Here is a 19,259-nt window from a genome sequence, read left to right as displayed (position 1 = left end):
ATGCCGCTTATCCGGCATTTTTACCGCCTTTTCTGGCATAATTCCTGAAGCAATTCCGGAAAAACGTATTGATATGGGACCTATTATTATTCAATCATTGGGATTTAAAGCGCAACCGGCGCTGGAAGAGTTTATTACAGAGAAATTGAACTCCATCAAATACGATAAAATTGTAAAGGCAGAGGTCACCCTTTATCTTGGCCCAGACAGCAAACCTGATAATAAAACATGCGAGATAAGACTGCACATTCCCGGCAACGACCTGTTCACCAAAAAGAGCGGGGAGTATTTTGAACCCGCCGTGAATGAAGTTGTGGAAATATTGAAACGTGATCTCCGCGAACTGAAAGAACGAATCGCTGATCGCCGCCAGGCCGATGCGGAGGTCATCCAGAACGCAATGCTCGAAGGCGGAACCGACGATGAGGAAGATATTTAACCAGCCATTATAACATAAAAAAACAGGCGTTGATCAACGCCTGTTTTTTTATGTTCGCTCATCAGGTTTCACCCGGATAAGTATCACGCGGCAAACCGCCACCGGGTTTTGCTTTATCAATATCCAGGGGTGGGCGGTCAGTATTGATCAGTTTATCTTCTCCTCCCCGTTTTTTCTTAGCCCGGTACACCAGGTAATAGATGATCGCCGTGCCGAGTAATATTAAGGCTATTAAAGGTATCGGTTCCATAATTTCCTCGTTTTGTTCCACTTATACGGCAACGAATTTTGTGCCTGAAACCTGTAAACTTCACCCTCTTATGTTTAACAGCGACGCAAACAAACTCCGCTTCGTATTGGCACATCGCCCGGAGCAGCAACTGCCCGCCAGCGAATGGCAATGGTACCAGGAATGGCACGATGCCCTCTTTTTCCACTGGAAACTGGCCCCCGACGTGGTAGCCGCCTTGTTGCCCGCACGCCTCCAGCCCCAGCTGTTCGATGGGCACGCCTGGATTTCCCTCGTTCCTTTTTCGATGCGGCAGGTGCGGCCGCGCAGGCTGCCATCACTGGCGCTGGTATCGGACTTTCATGAGGTGAATCTGCGCACCTACGTTACCAACGGCCATCACCACGGTGTGTATTTCTTTTCACTGGAAGCTGAAAAAACTTTATCAGCCTACGTATCGCGTACCTTTTCGGGCCTGCCGTACGAGAAATCGGTCATACGCCGGGGCATCGGGGAATACAGTATCCGTAACAGCCACACCGGCAACTACTTACAGGTCAGTTATGAACCCGGCACGCCCATCTCCCGGAAAACCGAACTGGATAAATGGCTGACGGAAAGGTATTATCTTATGGCAGAGAAAAACGACCAGGTGATCAAATTTAATGTACATCATCCCGAATGGGAATTGCGGGAAGTTCACATCAAATCCATCAGCCTGCGTTACAATGTGGGCAACGTATACCTCACCGAAAAGAACATTGAACTGGCCCATTTCTCCCCGGCGTGCAGGTGCTGGCCTGGACGCATGAGATCATTTAGTGGCACAGTATTTTGAGGTTATCTGGTAAAACAGATCACCATGGAAAAGAAAAACCCACTCCAACATACAGACCTTACAGATAACGACCGCGACCGCAAAAGCTCGAACCGGAAGAAACCTCGATGGAGCTGCCGGAAGTGCGCGATATTCCCGGCCAGGAGCATGTACGTCCCCCTTCGTTGGGCGAACTTGCCGATACTACCGCCTCTTCCGATGATGAAGAGGGCAAAGGGTTGCTCGACGATCTGAATGGCGACGATGAAGTCACCAACGATGACAGCAATGTGACCAATACGGAACGGCAGTTACTCGACCGCAGCGCCAATGAAACACCCGGCGACGAAGGCGCCTCCGACCTGCGACGCGCCCGGCTCGATAGTGTGGATGAAGACGGGGATCCCCTGAACGAACGAGGCTTCGGCTTCGACAAAACCGGCGAAGACCTGGACGTTCCTGGAGCGGAAGACGATGACCAGTTCGAGAACAGTGGCGCCGAGGATGAGGAAAATAATGCCTACAGTTCGGATAAGAACGACGACAACGACGAAACCCTCGGCATCCCATAGCTTGTACATTTTATCGGATTTTTATCCCATTTCGCGCTTTCGTTACCGGACATAAGCGGGCAGGCACTGATTAGCCCAAATATTGCCTAACTTTAAGCCATGACACCTGTAACCAGCGAACACCTGCAAAGCCTCGACGCCCTTAGAAATGTACCCCTCGACCAGCTCCAATGGCTCACCGACAACAGTGAGCACTACGTGGTACCCCAGGGCCAGTACACTTTTAAAAAGGGGGATGCGTTGAATAAGCTGGTGATCATCATCAGCGGACAGGTACGCATGTTCATGGCTTCCGATACGCAACAGCGTGAAATTGCCATATTGGAAGCAGGCACCATTACCGGGTACCTGCCCTTTTCCCGCGCCACCACCGCCTTTGCCAACGGCATGGCGACGGAAGACGCACAGCTCATGGCCCTGCCCATTCCGCAGGTGCGGGAAATGATCTGTGAGCGCTTTGAACTCACGGAAGCCCTCGTACACGTGATGACCGACCGCGTAAGGGAATACACTTCCAACCAGCTCCATAATGAAAAAATGACCGCGCTCGGTAAATTATCGGCCGGGCTGGCCCACGAACTCAACAACCCCGCCTCCGCGGTGGTGCGCGGGGCCGTGTCGTTGAAAAAGCACCTGCAGATGGTACCTGAGTATTTCAGGGAAGTGATGAACGTGCAGATGCGACCCGAAGATGTAGATTTCGTGCGCGATATGATGTTTGCCATTATTAAGGAACATGACAACCGACCTAAGTTATCCATGATGGAAAGGGGTGATAAGGAAGATGAAATCTACGACTGGCTGTCGCAGTTCGATGTGCAGAACGCACAGGAAATAGCGGAAAACTTCGTGGAGTTCGGCTTCTCGCTGGAACATATGGCCAAATTCGGGGAGCATATTCCGGAAAAAGATCTTTCCGCTATCCTGAACTGGATCAATAAAAACCTGGTGACCGAAAGGATGGTCACAGATATAGAAGAAGCGTCGCAACGTATTTCACGGCTGGTGCAGTCGGTAAAAACCTTTACCCATATGGACCAGGGCAACGCCCTGCAGCTGAGCGACGTGCACGACGGCATCAACAATACGCTTACTATGTTGGAATACAAGCTGCGTAAGGGCAATATTAAACTGGTGCAGGAATTTGATCATACCCTGCCCCCTATCCGAGGCACTCATCGGGGAACTGAACCAGGTATGGACCAACCTAATAGACAATGCCATAGACGCCATGGAAGTAAATGGCAACGGGGTACTGGAAATCAGAACGGAAAGAGACCGCGATTGTGTAAAGGTACATGTGATCGATAATGGTCCGGGGTTCCGGCCGACATAAAAACGCGTATATTCGACCCGTTTTTCACCACCAAATCGATTGGTAAAGGCACAGGATTAGGCCTGGATATCGTTTGCCAGATCATTAAACAACATAAAGGAACTATTAAAGTGGATTCAGTGCCCGGTCGCACCGACTTCTGGGTAACCCTGCCCATTAAAGGATAAATAAGATGACGAACCTCCCGCTTATATTTTGTATTGATGATGATGCACAGGTACTGCGCGCGATCGTACGCGACATCAAAAATAAGTACCGTGAAAAGTACCGTGTAGTCAGCACCACCGTCGTAAAAGAGGCGCTGGACAGCCTGCTGGAGATGAAAAACAAGGGTGAAACAGTTGCCATGTTCCTCACCGACCAGCGCATGCCCGAAATGGATGGTGTAACCTTCCTGGAGCACGCCCGCAAGTTTTTCCCCGACGCCAAACGCGTGCTCCTCACCGCTTACTCGGACACGGATGCGGCCATCAAAGCCATTAATACCGTACAATTGGACTACTACCTGGTAAAACCCTGGGACCCGCCGGAAGAGAAACTGTACCCGATCATCGACGAGCTGCTGGACGAATGGCAGGGCGCATACCGCCCCGAGTTCCGCGGCATCAAGGTGTTGGGCTACCCCTACTCGCGCGACAGCCACGCCGTGAAGGATTTCCTGGCAGGTAACCTCATTCCTTACCAGTGGATGGATATACAAACCTCTGATGAAGGAGAACAGCTGCTGGCCCTGAACAAGCTGACCAGGGCCAACCTGCCCGTGGTGTTCATGGAAGACGGCAGTTACCTCTGCAAACCCGGCATCGCCGATATCGCCGCCAAAGTAGGCATGAACCCGCACATCAAACATGACATGTATGATGTGGTAATCATCGGCGCAGGCCCCGCAGGACTGGCAGCCGGTGTGTACGGCGCCTCCGAGGGACTGAAAACCCTGCTCATCGAAAGACGCGCTCCGGGCGGCCAGGCCGGTACCAGTTCGCGGATCGAGAACTACCTCGGGTTCCCTACAGGACTAAGTGGTGCAGAGCTCACCAGGCGGGCCATTACACAGGCCACCAGGCTGGGCACGGAGTTCATCACGCCCCAATCGGTAAAAGACATTAAACAAAGCGGCGGCTATAATAAAATCATCCTGGATGATGGCCGCGAGATCAACACCCGCGCCATTGTGATCACGACCGGTGTAGACTACCGCAAGCTGGACACAAAGGGCGTGGCGGATTTCACGGGTGCCGGTATTTATTACGGCGCGGCCATGACCGAAGCTACCGCCTGCAAGGGCCGGGATGTATTTATCGTGGGGGTGGCAACTCTGCGGGACAGGCGGCCATGTACCTTTCCAAGTTTGCGCGTAACGTGTTCATCCTCATCCGCAAAGAAGATTTAACCAGCACGATGTCGTCTTACCTGATCGACCAGATTGCCGGTACGGAAAACATCACCGTTCGCCCGAAAACCGAGATCATCGAGGCCCGCGGCAGCGACCGGCTCGAGGAGCTGGTGATCAAGGATATAGAAACCGGTAATACCACGGAGGAAAAAGCTGGCGCCCTCTATATATTCATCGGCGCCAAGCCTTTTACGGACTGGATCAAGATGGATATCATCAAGGATTCGAAAGGGTTCATTGAAACCGGCCGGGAGCTGAAGAACCACGACAACTTTTCCCGCATCTGGAAACTGGAACGCGACCCCTACCTGCTGGAAACCAGCTGCGCCGGTGTATTCGCTGCCGGCGACGTGCGCGCCAACGCTATGAACCGCGTGGCAGCCGCTGTGGGCGAGGGCTCCATGGCGATCAGTTTTGTTCACAAATATCTTGCAGAAGTAAAATAACTAAGATGGCAACCTGTTCACACATAGAAGCGATAAAAGACGTAAAAATAGGCGAGGAAGGCGTTTGCGAAGAATGCATCCGGAACGGCGGAGAGTGGGTACACCTCCGCACCTGCCAGACCTGCGGCGTAACGCTTTGCTGCGACGACTCCCCCAGGAAACACATGACCAAACACTTTCACCGCTCGGAACACCCGGTAATTGCATCGGCAGAGCCGGGGAAAGATGGTTGTGGTGTTATGTGGATAAGGCGTTCGTCGAATATTAATGTCATTTGCAGCTTGTGAAAACGCTGGATGCTATCACAAGCTGCAAATTATTATACACTACGCCTACTTTAACATTCCCTTAAACAATAACCCTGCCCTATCCCCCGTTATCATTTTCCAAACACCAATCCTTCAGATTATCTACAAAATCAAGTCGGAACTTTACACTATGAGCGGAAGATCTATTACGGTCCTTATACTTTGTATAGTTGCAGGTACGCAGGCAGCACGCTGTCAGACTATTACGACGGAGCTTTTACTGCCAGACAGCCTTACTCATCCCACTATTCACTGGAAAATGCAACAGGCGCCCGAACGCCCGTTTTCGAGGCGTGCATTTCTCGTGCCGGCCACCATGGTGGTATTCGGAGCAGTAGCGGCATCCAGTAAAGAAGGATTGCGCAATATAGATTACAACATCAAATACGAAATACACGACGAACACCTGCCCGTCAGGACGAAGATCGATAACATCCTGCAGTTCACGCCGGCCGCCAGCACCTTCCTGCTCGGTATTGCGGGTGTAAAAGGCAAAAACAACTTCCGCGACCGCGCCATGATCTACGGCATGTCCATGATGATCATGAACGCCACCGTGTTTACCACCAAGCGCCTTACCCAGCAACACCGTCCGGATGGCTCCAATTTCAGCTCCTTCCCGAGCGGCCATACCGCCAATGCCTTTGCGGGCGCGGAGTTCATGAGAAGAGAATATGCAGATGTATCGCCGCTGTACGGCATTGCGGGGTATGCAGTGGCGGCTACGACAGGTTACCTGCGCATCCGCAATAATAAACACTGGTTCAGCGATGTAGTAGCGGGAGCCGGTGTGGGTATACTCTCTACCGATTTAGCCTATTATCTTTATCCAAGAATAAAAGATAAAATATTTAAAAACGATAAACCTACAACCAGTACGCTGATCATGCCAACGTATAGCAGTGGCAGCTTTGGATTGGCGCTGAGTCGAACTTTTTAACGGAAAAACGGGGACAATAGCAGGCGGCCTTTGCGGTCGCCTTTTTATTAACACCATTTCCCGATTAATTAGTCTATCTTTAAATGCAGCACGGTGTGCAGCATTTTCATTCCTCTGTAAGAATATTATTTTTCTTCCTGCCAAGGCACAATCATAATACTTTCTGCCCCAAACAATACGGTTGCCTCCAACCGTTCAGAATACTTTTTTATCAAATAAATAATTCAGATGAACACCCGCAAAAAGAAAGAGATCGTGCGATTTGCCTCCAAGGAAACCAATTTATTTGCAGATCGAGTGAAAGCAAAAGTGGATGAGTATTTTTCCAATCACAAATTGTCCAGGTACGCTAATACAGGCATGTGGATCAAAACCACCTGCATGATATTACTGTATATATTGCCTTACCTCACTATGACCCTGGGTTACACTGCGGACAGCGTTTGGTTGTTCCCGGGTATGTGGGCAATGATGGGGCTCGGCGTTATCGGTATCGGCACCTCTGTAATGCACGATGCCAATCACGGCACCTACTCCAGTCGCAAAAATGTAAATACGGCCATGAGCCATATCTTGAAAATGATTGGCGGTTACACCGTAACCTGGAAAATACAACACAACCTGCTTCATCACACCTATACAAACCTAACCGGCCTGGATGAAGATATTACACCTACCACCTTCCTTCGGTTTTCTCCCGGTACGGAAAGGAAGCCTTATCATAAACTCCAGTTCATTTATGCATGGGGATTATATGCAATGATGACCCTCTTCTGGATGACCGGAAAAGACTTTCGCCAACTGTTTCGGTACGAACGCCACCAGTTGCTTGTTAAACAAAAAACTACGCTTCCTGCGGCCATGACCTTCCTGAGCCTGCTGAAAATGTTTTACTTCGGATACATTATCGTTTTACCCCTGCTATTTTCCGGAATGAGCTGGTGGATGGTGGTATTGGGATTTGTAGTAATGCACGTCATCGCCGGCTTGTCACTCGCCTGCATTTTCCAGCTGGCGCATATAATGGAAAGCTCCACCTTCGCGGAACCGGTGACTGATGCAATGGGTAAAAAGCAGATGGAAAATAACTGGGCCGTCCACCAGTTGCTGAATACCAGTAATTATTGCCCTAAAAACAAACTGCTCACCTGGTTTATCGGGGGACTGAACTACCAGATCGAGCACCACCTGTTTCCTAACATCTGCCATGTACACTATTCGCGGCTTTCACCCATCATAAGCAGTACGGCACGCGAGTTTGGATTGCCCTACCATGTACAGCCCAATTTGTTTAAAGCGCTGCAAAGCCATACTAAAATGTTGTGGATACTTGGCAGAAAATAGGCTAAGTGTTCATCCGTTCCATCAGCTTTTGCCGGTACGTAATGCCTACCGGCATGCGAAAGTCGTTCACCTGCACGAAATCCTTTCCATACGTACCGATCTTTTCTATCGCTACTATATAAGACTTGTGAATGCGCATGAACTTGGCAGCAGGCAGGCTGTGTTCCAGGTCGTTCGTGGTGATAGATGCCAGGTAGGTTTTGCCGGGGATGAACAGTTTCACGTAGTTGCCCAGGCTTTGGGTATATAACAATTCGTTCAGGTCGATGTCGACCATTTCACCGTCGACTTTTACGGCCAGCGAGGTAGGCGCTACGACTACCGCGCCGCGGTCACTCACATCATAATAACTGAAGAAACGATCTACCGACACCAGGAACCGCGGGAAGTAGATCGGTTTCATCAGGTAATCGATAACGCCGTAATCGTAACTCTCCAGCGCAAACTCTGAATAAGCAGTAGTTAATACCGTTTTAGGGGGATGGGGTAAATTGCGGAGCAGGTCCAGGCCGCTCACTTCGGGCATGTTAATATCGAGGAACATCAGGTCTACCTCATTCAACTCCGTGAACTGCCGGACCTCCACGCCGTTGTAAAACTGGCCGATCAATTCCAGGTCAGGCACCTGGTTCAGGTGACTCAACAACACATAATGGGCCGCAGGCTCATCGTCCACAATAATACACGTCTTCCTCATTTATAACCGGAGTTTAAAGTCCACTATATACTCATCTCCCCGCTCTCCCATTTCCAGTTCAAACTGACCGGCATACAGGATGTTCAGTCTCTCCAACGTATTACGGATACCGATTTTGGTAGAAGCCACGTCCACTTTCTTTTTGGAATAGAGTTCACCACCCTGAAAGAAAATACACGGTCCTTTACTTCTGCAAAGATATGTACAAAACAGGCGTCAATAGCGCCGGTGCCGTGCTTAAACGCATTCTCCACGAACGCGATGAGCAACATCGGCGCAATGCGGTAATCGCCTTCCACATCAATGTCCTGGTGATAACTGATATCGCAGCGGTACCCGATGCGCTCTTTCTCCAGCACAATATAGCTTTCGATGAAAGTCAGTTCATCGTTCAGCGCCACCGTTTCTTTCTGCGAGCTATCCAGCTGGTAGCGCATCAGCGTAGACACCTGCATGATCAGGTCCGGTGTACGTTTAGGGAATTGCAGGCTGATGCCGTACAACGTATTGAACGTATTAAACAGGAAGTGCGGGTTCAACTGGCTACGCAGGAGGTTCAGCTGCATTTCCGTTATCAGTTCCTGCTCCTGCGTTTTCTTTTTCTGCTCGCGGTAATACTGCAACAACAGGATAGGCCCCATGATGCAGATGAACGTTGCCACCATCGTGGCCAGCTGGAACAAGTACGTATCCTGCTTCACCGACTTGTACAGGTAACAATTTTTATAGAGCCACTCCCCCGCTACTTCATGCAGTATGCCCGCAAACACCATGGCCAGCAAAGGCTGGACACCGCATACACGGTAGGTTTATGCTGCTTTAATAATATCGGCAGTAAAAAGTGACGGTTCAGTTGCGCGTGGGAATACAATACGAGGAAATACACGCAGCCTTTCCAGAATTTTACCCAGGTAGTAATTAATACCCAGTCGTTCATGGAAAAAAGCACGAATGTAAAAACCAATATAATCAGCTCCTGTAGCCACTTCTGCTCCAGAATTTGTTTTGTACCTAGTTTCAAAACGGATGCATTTTCGATTAGATAGATGCAAAATAAAGGTTTGAAAGCGATTTTACCGACCGTATAATGACGAATTGAATTGGTCATTTACACTTATGAGATTTTGTTCAGATAGAGTTATTTCGCACTGGATTAAGCCATGTTTCAAGAATGCTCAACAGAAAATTTATCCTTAGCACGGCCTTTCTTCTCTTAACAAAAGGATTATTTGCACAAGTCCTGACGGTCAAAGATGCACTAGAAACGGCGCTAAACAACTACAACAGTATCAAGGCGAAAGACGCCTACGCCAATGCTTCCCGGGCTACAGTCAGCCAGGTGAGGAAGGAGGCGTACCCCAACCTGGTGGTATCGGCCCAGCAGGACTACGGTACCGTGAACGGCCAGAACGGGCCGGCTTATGGCTTTGGGGGTTACGGTGTGGCCTCGTCCGGCCTGCCGTTGGCGGAACAGAACTGGAACGCCGCCTTCGGCGCCCTGTACCTCGCCAACATTAACTGGGATTTTTACACTTTCGGCAAGGTGCGCAAGCGGATCGAAACTGCCGAGCGCACGGTGGAGCGCGACATCAGCGACCGGGAGCAGGAAAAATTCCAGCACCAGGTGCGCGTGATCAGCGCCTACCTGAACCTGCTGGCCGCACAACGTATTACCCGCTCGCAGGAAAACAACCTGTCGCGCGCCGATACGTTCCGTATTACCGTGGCTACAAAAGCCCGCAATGGCCTCATTGCCGGGGTAGACAGCTCCCTGGCCAATGCGGAAGTGAGTAATGCCCGCCTTGCCCTTATCCGCGCCCGCGATGCGGAGCAGGAAAGAGCAAACCAGCTTTCGCTGCTGATGGGTGTACCGGCCGGCAACGACTATACGCTTGACACCCTGTTCATCACGCGTATTCCAGGTAATGTAATGGCCACCGATTCCATATCTGCCCAACACCCCACCTTACAATTCTACAATAATCGCCTTCGGGTAAGCCAGGAACAGGAACAATACATCCGTACGCTGAAGTACCCGAACTTCTCGCTGTTCAGCGTATTCCAGACCAGGGCCTCCGGCTTCAGCCACCTTTATGCCAGCGATCAGACGCAGTATACGCACAATTACTTCGATGGTATTAAACCTACGCGCAGTAACTATTTGTTCGGTGTAGGGGTTACCTGGAACCTGACGAACATTCTCCGCGCAGGGCAGCAGCAGATCGCGCAGCACCATACCTCCGAGGGATTGCGTTACGAAGCGGAACTGGTGAATCAACAATTAAAAGCGCAGCAGGATCTCTCCAACGTGAAAATGAAAAACGCGCTGGACGCATATAATGAAGCGCCCCTGCAGGTACGCTCCTCTTCGGATGCCTTCCTGCAACGTTCTGTGTTATACCGCAACGGTCTGAATACGATCGTGGACGTGACCACTGCCCTGTATACGCTGAACCGTGCGGAAACGGACCGCGACATCGCCTACGCCAATGTATGGCAGGCCCTGTTGCTCAAAGCCGCATCAACCGGCGATTTATCCATATTTACGAATGAATTTTAACTGACGGAACAATGAACCTGATTCGACTAGCACTCCGGAAGCCCATATCGATTATGGTATTGGTGGCGGGATTGTTCTTCTTTGGTATATCTGCGGTCAAGGACATTAAGGTAGACATCCTGCCTAAAATGAACCTGCCGGTGATTTATATCGCCCACCCGTTTGGTGGCTATACACCCGACCAGATGGAGGCCTTCTTCGGCAAACAATACGTGAACATATTGCTCTTCGCCAATGGTATCAAGAGCATTGAAACTAAAAACGTGCAGGGCCTTACGCTCATGAAACTCTCGTACTACGAGGGTACCAACATGGCGCAGGCCGCGGCCGAGGTGAGTGCATTGGCCAACAGGATACAGGCGGTGTTCCCGCCCGGCTCCCAGCCGCCCTTCGTGATCCGCTTCGATGCCTCGTCGTTGCCCGTAGGACAGCTTGTATTGAGCAGCCCTACCCGCAGCAACAACGAACTGCAGGACTTCGCCAACATCTACGTACGTGCGATGTTCACCTCTGTTCCCGGTTTGCTTTCGCCGCCTCCTTTCGGTGGCAGCCCCCGTACGATCGAGATTAACGTAGATCCTGAAATGTTGCGCGCCCATAACCTGACACCCGACCAGATCGTGGAAGCGATTAAACTGAATAACCAGACCGCTCCTTCAGGCAACGTCCGTATCGGTGACAAAAACTACATCACCCCTACGAACAATACCATCCGCAACCTGAAAGAGTTTGAAGATATTCCCATCTTTAAGGGAGGCGTGCAAAACCTTTATCTCCGCGATGTGGCTACTGTAAAGGATGGCGCCGACGTAGCGGCAGGTTACGCACTGGTAAACGGAAAACGCTCCGTATATGTGAGTATCGCCAAATCCGGCGATGCCTCCACCTGGGATGTCGTAAAAGGCCTGAAAGCAGCCCTGCCGCGCATCCAGAGCACACTGCCCGAAGATGTAAAGCTAACCTATGAGTTCGACCAGTCGGTATACGTAATCAACGCGGTAAAAAGTCTCGTGAGTGAAGGTATCATCGGCGCGGTGCTTACCGGCCTGATGGTACTGCTTTTCCTCGGCGACCGCCGCGCGGCACTGATCGTAATTCTTACTATTCCCACTTCGATTATTTCCGGTGTACTGTTCCTGAAGTTGTTCGGCCAGACCATCAACATCATGTCATTAAGCGGCCTGGCGCTGGCCATCGGGATATTGGTGGATGAGAGTACGGTAACGATCGAAAATATTCACCAGCACTTAGACATGGGCAAACCCAAAGCCCTGGCTATCTGGGACGCCTGTAAGGAAATCGCTTTCCCGAAATTGCTGATCCTGTTCTGTATCCTCGCGGTGTTTGCACCGGCGTTTACCATGACGGGCATCCCGGGTGCGTTGTTCCTTCCACTGGCGCTGGCCATCGGCTTCTCCATGATTTTCTCGTTCCTGTTGTCGCAGACCTTTGTACCGATCATGGCCAACTGGATCATGAAGGCGCACCATAAAAGGGCGGCAGCGATGCGGAAGTGCTGGCAGCATCCGGTCTTTCCATCGCATCGGAAAAAGACACCTTCGATCAGAAAAAGTGCTGGTAGAACGCGAAGACTTTAACAACGACGGCAAGATCAGCCTGTTCGAACGTTTCCGCAACCGTTTCATGCGCTTCAGCGACCGGCTCATGCCGCTGCGTAAACCGATCACTGTTCTTTACCTGTTAGGCATCGGTGGCCTCGCCGTCTTAATGCTCAACGTTATCGGTAAAGACGTACTGCCACGCACCAATTCCAGCCAGTTCCAGCTGCGCCTCCGTGCCCCGGACGGCACCAGGATGGAACGTACAGAGGAAAAGGTGATCACCGTATTGAAAGAACTGGAAAAGGAAGTAGGCAAAGAGCATATCAACATTTCGTCCGTGTACGTGGGTCAGCACCCGGCATTGTTCTCCGTATCGCCTATCTATACGTTCATGGCCGGTCCGCACGAAGCAGTGTTCCAGGTAGCATTGAAAGACTATCATCATAACATGGATGATTTTAAAGAGAACATGCGCCAACGCGTAAAGAAAATGCTGCCGGATGTAAAAATCTCCTTCGAACCCATTGAACTGACCGATAAAGTACTGAGCCAGGGTTCTCCTACCCCGATCGAGGTGCGTATTGCCGGTAAAAACAAGAAGGCGAACGAAGACTATGCCAACAGGATCGTCGCAGCCCTGAAAAAGATCGATTATATGCGGGATGTACAAATCGCGCAGCCGATCAAGTACCCCGCCCTGAACATCAATATAGACAGGGTACGCGCGGCCCAGTTGGGTGTGGATGTGAACGATGTTTCCCGATCGCTTATTGCTTCCACTTCTTCCAGCCGTTATACAGAGAAAAATACCTGGATCGATGAAAAAGCCGGACAGCCCTACAGTGTACAGGTACAGGTACCGCTGAACCAGATGACGAACCTCGACCAGCTCGGCGAAATCCCGGTACTGCGCAATTCCAGCCGCCCGATATTGAGCGACGTGGCCAGCATTACCACCGATACCGTGCATGGCGAAAACGACAACCTTGGCGCCGTGCCATATGTGTCGGTGACCGCTAACCTGTACAAAACAGACCTGGGTAAAGCCAGCAACGATGTAGACAAAGTAATTAAAGACCTCGGCGAATTGCCACGCGGTTTGTTCGTTGACCGTATCGGTTTAAGCACCGTCCTGAACGAAACCCTCAGTAGCCTGCAAAATGGCCTGATCGTAGCGATCGTGGTGATCTTCCTCATGCTGGCCGCCAACTTCCAGTCGTTCAAAGTATCCTTTGTGGTACTGACGACGGTACCTGCGGTGGTATTAGGTTCCCTGCTGATGTTGACGCTTACCGGCTCTACACTCAACCTGCAGTCGTACATGGGTATCATTATGTCCGTGGGCGTATCGATTGCGAATGCGGTACTGTTGATTACGAATGCCGAACAATTACGCAAACATAGCGGTAACGCTTTATCTGCGGCGCGTGAAGCCGCGGGCCTGCGTCTCCGCCCCATCATCATGACTTCCGTAGCGATGCTCATGGGTATGTTGCCCATGGCGATCGGCCACGGCGAAGGCGGCGACCAGATCTCGCCACTCGGCCGCGCCGTAATCGGGGGCCTGATATTCTCTACCTTTGCCGTACTGGTGGTATTGCCACTCGTATTCGCATGGGTACAGGGTAAAACATCTACCCAATCGCTGTCTATGGACCCGACAGACGAAGAAAGCAAACATTATATCTCATCATTATCAGAAAATAAACAGACAAATGCGTAGGAAATTCATGTTACCGGCTGCCCTCTTTTTATCCGCAACAGTTGCATGGGTTGGCTGCGGATCGTCGGAAGGAAAAGAAAATAAAGAGGCCGATAACGCTGCTCCCACCGGGAAAGAAACCATGACCCTGCAAAAGGATCATTGTCGACCACCCTGAACCTGCCCGGTGAACTGATCGCTTTTCAACAGGTGGATCTTTATGCCAAAGTAAGCAGCTTCGTAAAAAGCTGAATGCGGACGTAGGCAGCGAAGTAAGGGCCGGCCAATTGCTCGCCGTACTGGAAGCGCCCGAAATCAGTTCTCAGTTATCCGGCGCCGACTCACGTTTGCAGGCACTGCAGGCTTTATATACCGCCAGCAAAGCGAACTACGACCGCCTGCTGGAAACCAGTAAAACACCCGGTACCATTTCGCCCAACGACCGGACATCGCCAACGCCCGTCAGCAGGCAGACTATGCACAGCTGCAGGCAGCTAAAGCCGCATACAAAGAGATCAGCGATAACCGCAATTATCTCGAGATCCGTGCGCCATTCAATGGTGTGATCACGTCGAGAAATGTAAGTGCCGGTGCATTTGTGGGACCGAATGCGAAAGAACCCATCTTCACGTTGCAGGAACAAAGGCACCTCCGCCTGGTCGTGGCCGTACCGGAAGTATATTCTGCGTATATCAACAAAAGCAGTAAAATAGATTTCACCGTGAAATCTATGCCCGGACAGAAGTTCTCCGCCAACGTAAGCCGCCTCGCGGGAGCATTGGATAACCGCCTTCGTTCGCAGCGTATCGAAATGGACGTACCGAACACGAACAAAAAGCTGTTACCCGGCATGGTGGCCGAATTGCAGGTACCGCTGCCCGCAACGGACAGTGCTTACGTGGTGCCTTCCTCCGCCGTCCTCACTTCTTCCGAAGGTATTTTCGTGATTAAAGTGAATGGCAATAAAGTAGCATGGGTGCCCATTAAAAAAGGCCGCGAGGCCGATAAAAAGGTAGAAATCTTCGGCGACCTGACCGCAACGGATACCATCGTAAAAGAGGCTTCCGAAGAAGTGCGCAACGGTTCTACCTGGAAAGAATAAGGTTGTTGTTTTCGATTTATACGCCCGGCCGTCATCCTTGTTAGGGTGGCGGCCTTTTTGTTTGTACGACCAGGATTGCCAATGTAATATTGCTTTACAACGCTACCGTCTCCCCGTCCTCCGGCAGCAATATCCTCGCATCACCTCCAACAGCAGCCCTCAACAAGGGCCGCGTCACATAACAATGATTTACCGTATCCATATGCACACAGATAATCTTAGAGGCCTTACTCGCAGCCGCCACCTGTAATACATCCGCCGCTGTCATCGTAATCGGGTCGCCCATATCGAACTGTGCGCCGCCTGTATTCAACACCACCACGTCCGGATGGTACTTATCGATCGCCTCCGCTACATCGCTGCACCAGATGGTGTCGCCGGCAATGTACACCGACCGTTTCCCGTCGCTGATCACAAACCCGGATACGGGGGCCATTTTAAGGGCTATTTCGCCGGTGCCGTGTTGTCCGCCGGTACGCTGGAAGATGAGGCCGTGGGTGGTATATTTATCGACAATAGGATGCACATTCGTAAAACCCTGCTCCCGGAATTTTGCTTCATCTTCCGGCTGACCAAGCAGTAGTTTTTCTTTTGCGATGAGTTGCCGCGCAGCCTCGTCCCAGTGATCGTTGTGCGTATGTGTTACCGGGATGATGTCTGCATTATCGCAGCTGTCCTTTGCCGGAAAAGGCAGTTCGGTCATAGGGTTGCGGATGCCGTTGCTGGTCCATATGATAGGGTCGTAGGTATCTTTGGGGGCAAGGAAGGGGTCTACCAGGATGCTTACGCCGCCAAAGTCCAGCAGCAGCGTGGCGTGCCGGATCAATTGAATGCTACTCATGTTTGCTCAGTTTAAACGGGAACAAAGATACGGCAAAGTACGCCCCCGGCCGGTCAGTTCATATGTTGAAAACTACATTCTACCTACAATTTGCGCAATTGGCATAAATTCCGAAATTTGCCGTCAACGTAAACTGAAACATGAAGGTCTGTATTGCAGAAAAACCCAGTGTGGCCAAAGATATTGCAGAAGTACTCGGTGCTAAACAGCGCAAGGACGGGTATTATGAAGGCAATGGCTACCAGGTTACCTGGACCTTCGGACACTTCTGCACCCTGAAAGAGCCGCACGACTACACGGAGCAGTGGCGCTACTGGCGGCTCGAAGACCTGCCCATGATCCCGCCCAGCTTCGGTATCAAACTGATAGATAATAAAGGGGTGGAAAAGCAGTTCAAAACGATCGAAACCCTGGTCACCGGCAGCGAAGAAGTGATTAACTGCGGTGACGCCGGCCAGGAAGGTGAGTTAATCCAGCGTTGGGTGTTGCTCAAAGCCAAGTGTACCGCGCCTATCAAGCGGCTCTGGATATCGTCGCTCACCGAGCAGGCGATCAGAGAAGGGTTTGAAAAACTGAAAGATTCGGAACAATATAATAACCTGTATGCCGCCGGCAGCGCACGTGCTATCGGCGACTGGCTGCTGGGCATGAACGCCACGCGCCTGTTCACCAAGAAGTTCGCCGTAGGCAAAACCATTCTCTCTATCGGCCGCGTGCAGACACCCACCCTGGCCATGATCGTGGCCCGGCAAAAGGAAATCAATGCCTTCGTGTCCGAAGAATATTGGGAATTAAAAACCATCTACCGCGAAACGGAGTTCACCGCGACCATCGAGCGATTAAAAGCTGCCGAGAAAGCCGAAAAGGGTTTGGTTTACCTCAAGGAACATCCTTTTGAAATTACTTCCTTCGAGAAAAAAGAAGGCAAGGAAGGCAATCCCCGCCTGTTCGACCTGACCTCCCTACAGGTAGAGGCGAACAAGAAATTTGCTTTTACGGCGGACGAAACGCTTAAATACATCCAGAGCCTTTACGAAAAGAAACTGGTGACGTACCCCAGGGTAGACACCACTTACCTGTCGGAAGACCTGCACCCGAAAATCGAAGGCATCATGCGTGACCTGACACCTTATGCCGCGCTGATCGCACCCATCCTGGCCAAACCGATCCCGAAACTGAAAACAGTATTCGACGATAAAAAGGTAACAGATCACCATGCGATCATTCCTACCGGTGTATACCCCGGCGGTTTACCTATGGAAGAAAAACGCATCTACGACCTGGTCGCCCGCCGTTTTATCGCAGCATTTTACCCGGAATGTAAGATCTCCAACACCACGGTGTTGGGTAAAGTTGGACAAGTAGAGTTCAAGGCCACGGGTAAACAGATACTCGAACCCGGCTGGAAGGAGGTGTATGCCAACGATGTGAAGGAAAAGAAGGAAGGCGAAGAAGAGGAAGAAAAAGTACTGCCGCTGTTCGTGGTGGGCGAAAGTGGTCCGCATAAACCGCGGGTACACATGGGTAAAACCACCCCGCCCAAGCCTTTTACAGAGGCCTCGTTGCTGCGGGCCATGGAAACCGCGGGTAAACAGGTAGATGATGAAGAAATGCGCGAGCTGCTGAAGGATAATGGCATTGGCCGGCCCTCTACCCGCGCCAACATTATCGAAACCCTGTTCCGCCGCAAATACATCGAAAAACGAAAGAAGAACATCTTTGCCACCCAAACCGGCATGGACCTTATTGATACCATTCAATCGGAGTTGCTAAAAAGTCCCGAGCTGACGGGCGTTTGGGAGCGCAAGCTGCGCCTTATCGAAAAAGGGGAATACCAGATGGAAACCTTTAAACAGGAACTCGTGCAGATGGTAATAGACCTTACCCGTGAGGTAAAAACCAGCGCCTACAAGGCCATTACTGCCGCCGTTGCCCCGCCGCCGCCGGAAGAGAAACCGAAGAAGGAAGCCAAACCCAAAGAGCCGAAAAAGCAGGTCACCGTTGAAGAACTGCACTGCCCCAAGTGTAAGGCCCATCCGCTGAAGAAAGGCAATACCGCTTACGGCTGCGCCAACTTCTCGGTATGCGGATTTAAACTGCCGTTTGAAGTGCTGGGTAAAAAACTGACCGACAAACAAATCACCGACCTGTTACAGAAAGGCAAAACCACGCAGATCAAAGGACTGGTGGTGCCGGGCCGTGAAGGTACTGTTGATGGCAAGCTGATATTGAACGGCGATTTTGTGGTGGGGCTCGAGTAAAACGATGTACCGAATAGCCATTTGGGGCGGGGGCTCGCTTCCCATTCCCCTTCTTTTTGATTATGTTTACAAAAACGAAGCATACGCATTGTCTTCCGTCGCTGATAATACAACCAACAATCTGCTGCAGCGCGTCTCCGAAGGAGATGAGCATGCTTTTCGCGAACTGTTCCATACCTGGTCAGATACGCTGCATGGCTATATATTTCAGTTGACCCGCTCGGGCGACATGGCGGAAGAAGTGGTGCAGGACATTTTTCTCCAAATATGGACCACCCGCGAATCATTGGCCCGGGTGCGCAATTTCCCCGCTTACCTTTTCGTGATTTCCCGCAACCATGCGCTGAATGCGCTGAAGAAAGCACTGCGTTTGCGCAAGCGGCAGCAGGCCTGGGAAGCGGCACAACACGCAGAAACGGAGGAAGTGGCCGACCGCGAGCCGGTGCTTGGACTCATTGATACCGCTATTGCACAACTGCCGCCGCAACAGCAAAAGGTTTGGATACTGAGCCGCCGGCAGGGCCGCAAGTACAGCGAGATCGCGGAAGAAATGAAGGTGTCTAAAGAAACAGTAAAAAGTACCTGCAATACGCCAACCAGTCGATCATGGAATATGTGACCACCCATGCCGACTACCTGCTGCTTTGCTGCTTTTTCATCTTTTTTAAAAATATTTCATCCCCGGTAGCCCCTTTTGTAAAACTTTGTTG

At 51.1% G+C, this 19,259-nt stretch carries 21 protein-coding genes and 1 pseudogene; 17 read left to right on the top strand and 5 right to left on the bottom strand.

Translation table 11 applies throughout. The annotated features are described in order from the left end of the window. Window positions 1-73: 73 nt before the first annotated feature. Window positions 74-439 carry an HPF/RaiA family ribosome-associated protein gene (locus MKQ70_RS00955; protein ID WP_248066410.1) on the top strand — a complete coding sequence of 122 codons (366 nt, stop codon included), beginning with the start codon at window positions 74-76 and terminating at the stop codon, window positions 437-439. 61 nt (window positions 440-500) lie between these two features. Here the strand turns inward: MKQ70_RS00955 and MKQ70_RS00950 are convergent, their stop codons facing one another. After that, window positions 501-689, bottom strand: coding sequence for a hypothetical protein (locus MKQ70_RS00950; protein WP_248066407.1), 189 nt, complete (start codon window positions 687-689; stop codon window positions 501-503). A gap of 70 nt (window positions 690-759) precedes the next feature. Between MKQ70_RS00950 and MKQ70_RS00945 the strand changes: the two genes are divergently transcribed. The 9 genes and pseudogenes from MKQ70_RS00945 to MKQ70_RS00900 all read left to right on the top strand — a co-directional run bounded on the left by MKQ70_RS00945 (window position 760) and on the right by MKQ70_RS00900 (window position 7,824). After that, entirely contained in the window at window positions 760-1,506 is a 747-nt protein-coding gene (locus MKQ70_RS00945) for a YqjF family protein (RefSeq protein ID WP_248066404.1), read from the top strand. A 107-nt stretch (window positions 1,507-1,613) separates the two neighbouring features. Then, window positions 1,614-2,057 carry a hypothetical protein gene (locus MKQ70_RS00940; protein WP_248066400.1) on the top strand — a complete coding sequence of 148 codons (444 nt, stop codon included), beginning with the start codon at window positions 1,614-1,616 and terminating at the stop codon, window positions 2,055-2,057. A gap of 99 nt (window positions 2,058-2,156) precedes the next feature. Continuing rightward, a complete protein-coding gene (locus MKQ70_RS00935; protein WP_248066395.1) occupies window positions 2,157-3,368 on the top strand; it encodes a cyclic nucleotide-binding domain-containing protein in 1,212 nt (403 codons plus the stop codon). After that, window positions 3,289-3,560, top strand: a pseudogene (locus MKQ70_RS41865) (sensor histidine kinase). Before MKQ70_RS00935 ends, MKQ70_RS41865 begins: the two are co-directional and overlap by 80 nt. Window positions 3,561-3,565: 5 nt before the next feature. Next, complete coding sequence (locus tag MKQ70_RS37300; RefSeq protein ID WP_282456162.1) at window positions 3,566-4,783, top strand: response regulator; 1,218 nt, start codon at window positions 3,566-3,568, stop codon at window positions 4,781-4,783. Continuing rightward, window positions 4,753-5,232, top strand: coding sequence for an NAD(P)/FAD-dependent oxidoreductase (locus MKQ70_RS00915; RefSeq protein ID WP_248066392.1), 480 nt, complete (start codon window positions 4,753-4,755; stop codon window positions 5,230-5,232). Before MKQ70_RS37300 ends, MKQ70_RS00915 begins: the two co-directional genes overlap by 31 nt. A 5-nt stretch (window positions 5,233-5,237) precedes the next feature. Beyond that, window positions 5,238-5,519, top strand: coding sequence for a UBP-type zinc finger domain-containing protein (locus MKQ70_RS00910; protein WP_248066390.1), 282 nt, complete (start codon window positions 5,238-5,240; stop codon window positions 5,517-5,519). 151 nt (window positions 5,520-5,670) lie between these two features. After that, complete coding sequence (locus MKQ70_RS00905; protein ID WP_248066388.1) at window positions 5,671-6,480, top strand: phosphatase PAP2 family protein; 810 nt, start codon at window positions 5,671-5,673, stop codon at window positions 6,478-6,480. A 228-nt stretch (window positions 6,481-6,708) separates the two neighbouring features. Continuing rightward, on the top strand, window positions 6,709-7,824 hold the full coding sequence (locus MKQ70_RS00900; protein WP_248066386.1) for a fatty acid desaturase family protein: 1,116 nt from the start codon (window positions 6,709-6,711) through the stop codon (window positions 7,822-7,824). Window position 7,825: 1 nt separating this feature from the next. Here the strand turns inward: MKQ70_RS00900 and MKQ70_RS00895 are convergent, their stop codons facing one another. From MKQ70_RS00895 to MKQ70_RS00885, 3 genes are all read right to left on the bottom strand, one after another. Next, window positions 7,826-8,521: a LytR/AlgR family response regulator transcription factor gene (locus MKQ70_RS00895; RefSeq protein ID WP_248066376.1), complete on the bottom strand. Its 696-nt coding sequence runs from the start codon at window positions 8,519-8,521 to the stop codon at window positions 7,826-7,828. 83 nt (window positions 8,522-8,604) lie between these two features. Beyond that, entirely contained in the window at window positions 8,605-9,294 is a 690-nt protein-coding gene (locus MKQ70_RS00890) for a sensor histidine kinase (RefSeq protein ID WP_248066373.1), read from the bottom strand. Then, the gene (locus tag MKQ70_RS00885; protein WP_248066369.1) at window positions 9,264-9,542 is read right to left on the bottom strand and encodes a hypothetical protein; all 279 of its coding nucleotides are present in this window, start codon (window positions 9,540-9,542) and stop codon (window positions 9,264-9,266) included. The genes MKQ70_RS00890 and MKQ70_RS00885 overlap by 31 nt, the downstream gene beginning before the upstream one ends. 150 nt (window positions 9,543-9,692) lie before the next feature. On the opposite strand from MKQ70_RS00885, the gene MKQ70_RS00880 reads away from it, so the two are divergent. From MKQ70_RS00880 to MKQ70_RS00865, 5 genes are all read left to right on the top strand, one after another. After that, window positions 9,693-11,081 carry a TolC family protein gene (locus MKQ70_RS00880; RefSeq protein ID WP_248066366.1) on the top strand — a complete coding sequence of 463 codons (1,389 nt, stop codon included), beginning with the start codon at window positions 9,693-9,695 and terminating at the stop codon, window positions 11,079-11,081. A gap of 11 nt (window positions 11,082-11,092) precedes the next feature. After that, a complete protein-coding gene (locus MKQ70_RS37295) occupies window positions 11,093-12,679 on the top strand; it encodes an efflux RND transporter permease subunit (protein ID WP_282456160.1) in 1,587 nt (528 codons plus the stop codon). Beyond that, on the top strand, window positions 12,654-14,366 hold the full coding sequence (locus MKQ70_RS37290; RefSeq protein ID WP_308198895.1) for an efflux RND transporter permease subunit: 1,713 nt from the start codon (window positions 12,654-12,656) through the stop codon (window positions 14,364-14,366). The genes MKQ70_RS37295 and MKQ70_RS37290 overlap by 26 nt, the downstream gene beginning before the upstream one ends. Before the next feature lie 266 nt (window positions 14,367-14,632). After that, complete coding sequence (locus tag MKQ70_RS00870) at window positions 14,633-14,911, top strand: hypothetical protein (RefSeq protein WP_248066362.1); 279 nt, start codon at window positions 14,633-14,635, stop codon at window positions 14,909-14,911. Next, on the top strand, window positions 14,794-15,447 hold the full coding sequence (locus MKQ70_RS00865) for an efflux RND transporter periplasmic adaptor subunit (RefSeq protein WP_308199392.1): 654 nt from the start codon (window positions 14,794-14,796) through the stop codon (window positions 15,445-15,447). The genes MKQ70_RS00870 and MKQ70_RS00865 overlap by 118 nt, the downstream gene beginning before the upstream one ends. 94 nt (window positions 15,448-15,541) lie before the next feature. Here the strand turns inward: MKQ70_RS00865 and MKQ70_RS00860 are convergent, their stop codons facing one another. Then, complete coding sequence (locus MKQ70_RS00860; RefSeq protein ID WP_248066348.1) at window positions 15,542-16,288, bottom strand: MBL fold metallo-hydrolase; 747 nt, start codon at window positions 16,286-16,288, stop codon at window positions 15,542-15,544. A 140-nt stretch (window positions 16,289-16,428) separates the two neighbouring features. Between MKQ70_RS00860 and MKQ70_RS00855 the strand changes: the two genes are divergently transcribed. After that, complete coding sequence (locus MKQ70_RS00855) at window positions 16,429-18,549, top strand: type IA DNA topoisomerase (protein WP_248066346.1); 2,121 nt, start codon at window positions 16,429-16,431, stop codon at window positions 18,547-18,549. 4 nt (window positions 18,550-18,553) lie between these two features. Further along, the gene (locus MKQ70_RS00850) at window positions 18,554-19,168 is read left to right on the top strand and encodes an RNA polymerase sigma factor (protein ID WP_248066343.1); all 615 of its coding nucleotides are present in this window, start codon (window positions 18,554-18,556) and stop codon (window positions 19,166-19,168) included. The last annotated feature ends 91 nt before the right edge of the window (window positions 19,169-19,259 follow it).

Source organism: Chitinophaga sedimenti, assembly GCF_023156195.1.
In the GTDB taxonomy this organism is placed as follows: domain Bacteria; phylum Bacteroidota; class Bacteroidia; order Chitinophagales; family Chitinophagaceae; genus Chitinophaga; species Chitinophaga sedimenti.
This window is presented reverse-complemented; position numbering and strand designations above follow the sequence as displayed.

Excerpts from the sequence above, each read along its gene's own strand:
- MKQ70_RS00955 (WP_248066410.1), top strand. The coding sequence starts at position 74 with ATGGGACCTATTATTATTCAATCATTGGGATTTAAAGCGCAACCGGCG.
- MKQ70_RS00950 (WP_248066407.1), bottom strand. The coding sequence starts at position 689 with ATGGAACCGATACCTTTAATAGCCTTAATATTACTCGGCACGGCGATC.
- MKQ70_RS00945 (WP_248066404.1), top strand. The coding sequence starts at position 760 with ATGTTTAACAGCGACGCAAACAAACTCCGCTTCGTATTGGCACATCGC.
- MKQ70_RS00940 (WP_248066400.1), top strand. The coding sequence starts at position 1,614 with ATGGAGCTGCCGGAAGTGCGCGATATTCCCGGCCAGGAGCATGTACGT.
- MKQ70_RS00935 (WP_248066395.1), top strand. The coding sequence starts at position 2,157 with ATGACACCTGTAACCAGCGAACACCTGCAAAGCCTCGACGCCCTTAGA.
- MKQ70_RS37300 (WP_282456162.1), top strand. The coding sequence starts at position 3,566 with ATGACGAACCTCCCGCTTATATTTTGTATTGATGATGATGCACAGGTA.
- MKQ70_RS00910 (WP_248066390.1), top strand. The coding sequence starts at position 5,238 with ATGGCAACCTGTTCACACATAGAAGCGATAAAAGACGTAAAAATAGGC.
- MKQ70_RS00905 (WP_248066388.1), top strand. The coding sequence starts at position 5,671 with ATGAGCGGAAGATCTATTACGGTCCTTATACTTTGTATAGTTGCAGGT.
- MKQ70_RS00900 (WP_248066386.1), top strand. The coding sequence starts at position 6,709 with ATGAACACCCGCAAAAAGAAAGAGATCGTGCGATTTGCCTCCAAGGAA.
- MKQ70_RS00895 (WP_248066376.1), bottom strand. The coding sequence starts at position 8,521 with ATGAGGAAGACGTGTATTATTGTGGACGATGAGCCTGCGGCCCATTAT.
- MKQ70_RS00890 (WP_248066373.1), bottom strand. The coding sequence starts at position 9,294 with ATGGTGTTTGCGGGCATACTGCATGAAGTAGCGGGGGAGTGGCTCTAT.
- MKQ70_RS00880 (WP_248066366.1), top strand. The coding sequence starts at position 9,693 with ATGCTCAACAGAAAATTTATCCTTAGCACGGCCTTTCTTCTCTTAACA.
- MKQ70_RS37295 (WP_282456160.1), top strand. The coding sequence starts at position 11,093 with ATGAACCTGATTCGACTAGCACTCCGGAAGCCCATATCGATTATGGTA.
- MKQ70_RS00860 (WP_248066348.1), bottom strand. The coding sequence starts at position 16,288 with ATGAGTAGCATTCAATTGATCCGGCACGCCACGCTGCTGCTGGACTTT.
- MKQ70_RS00855 (WP_248066346.1), top strand. The coding sequence starts at position 16,429 with ATGAAGGTCTGTATTGCAGAAAAACCCAGTGTGGCCAAAGATATTGCA.
- MKQ70_RS00850 (WP_248066343.1), top strand. The coding sequence starts at position 18,554 with ATGTACCGAATAGCCATTTGGGGCGGGGGCTCGCTTCCCATTCCCCTT.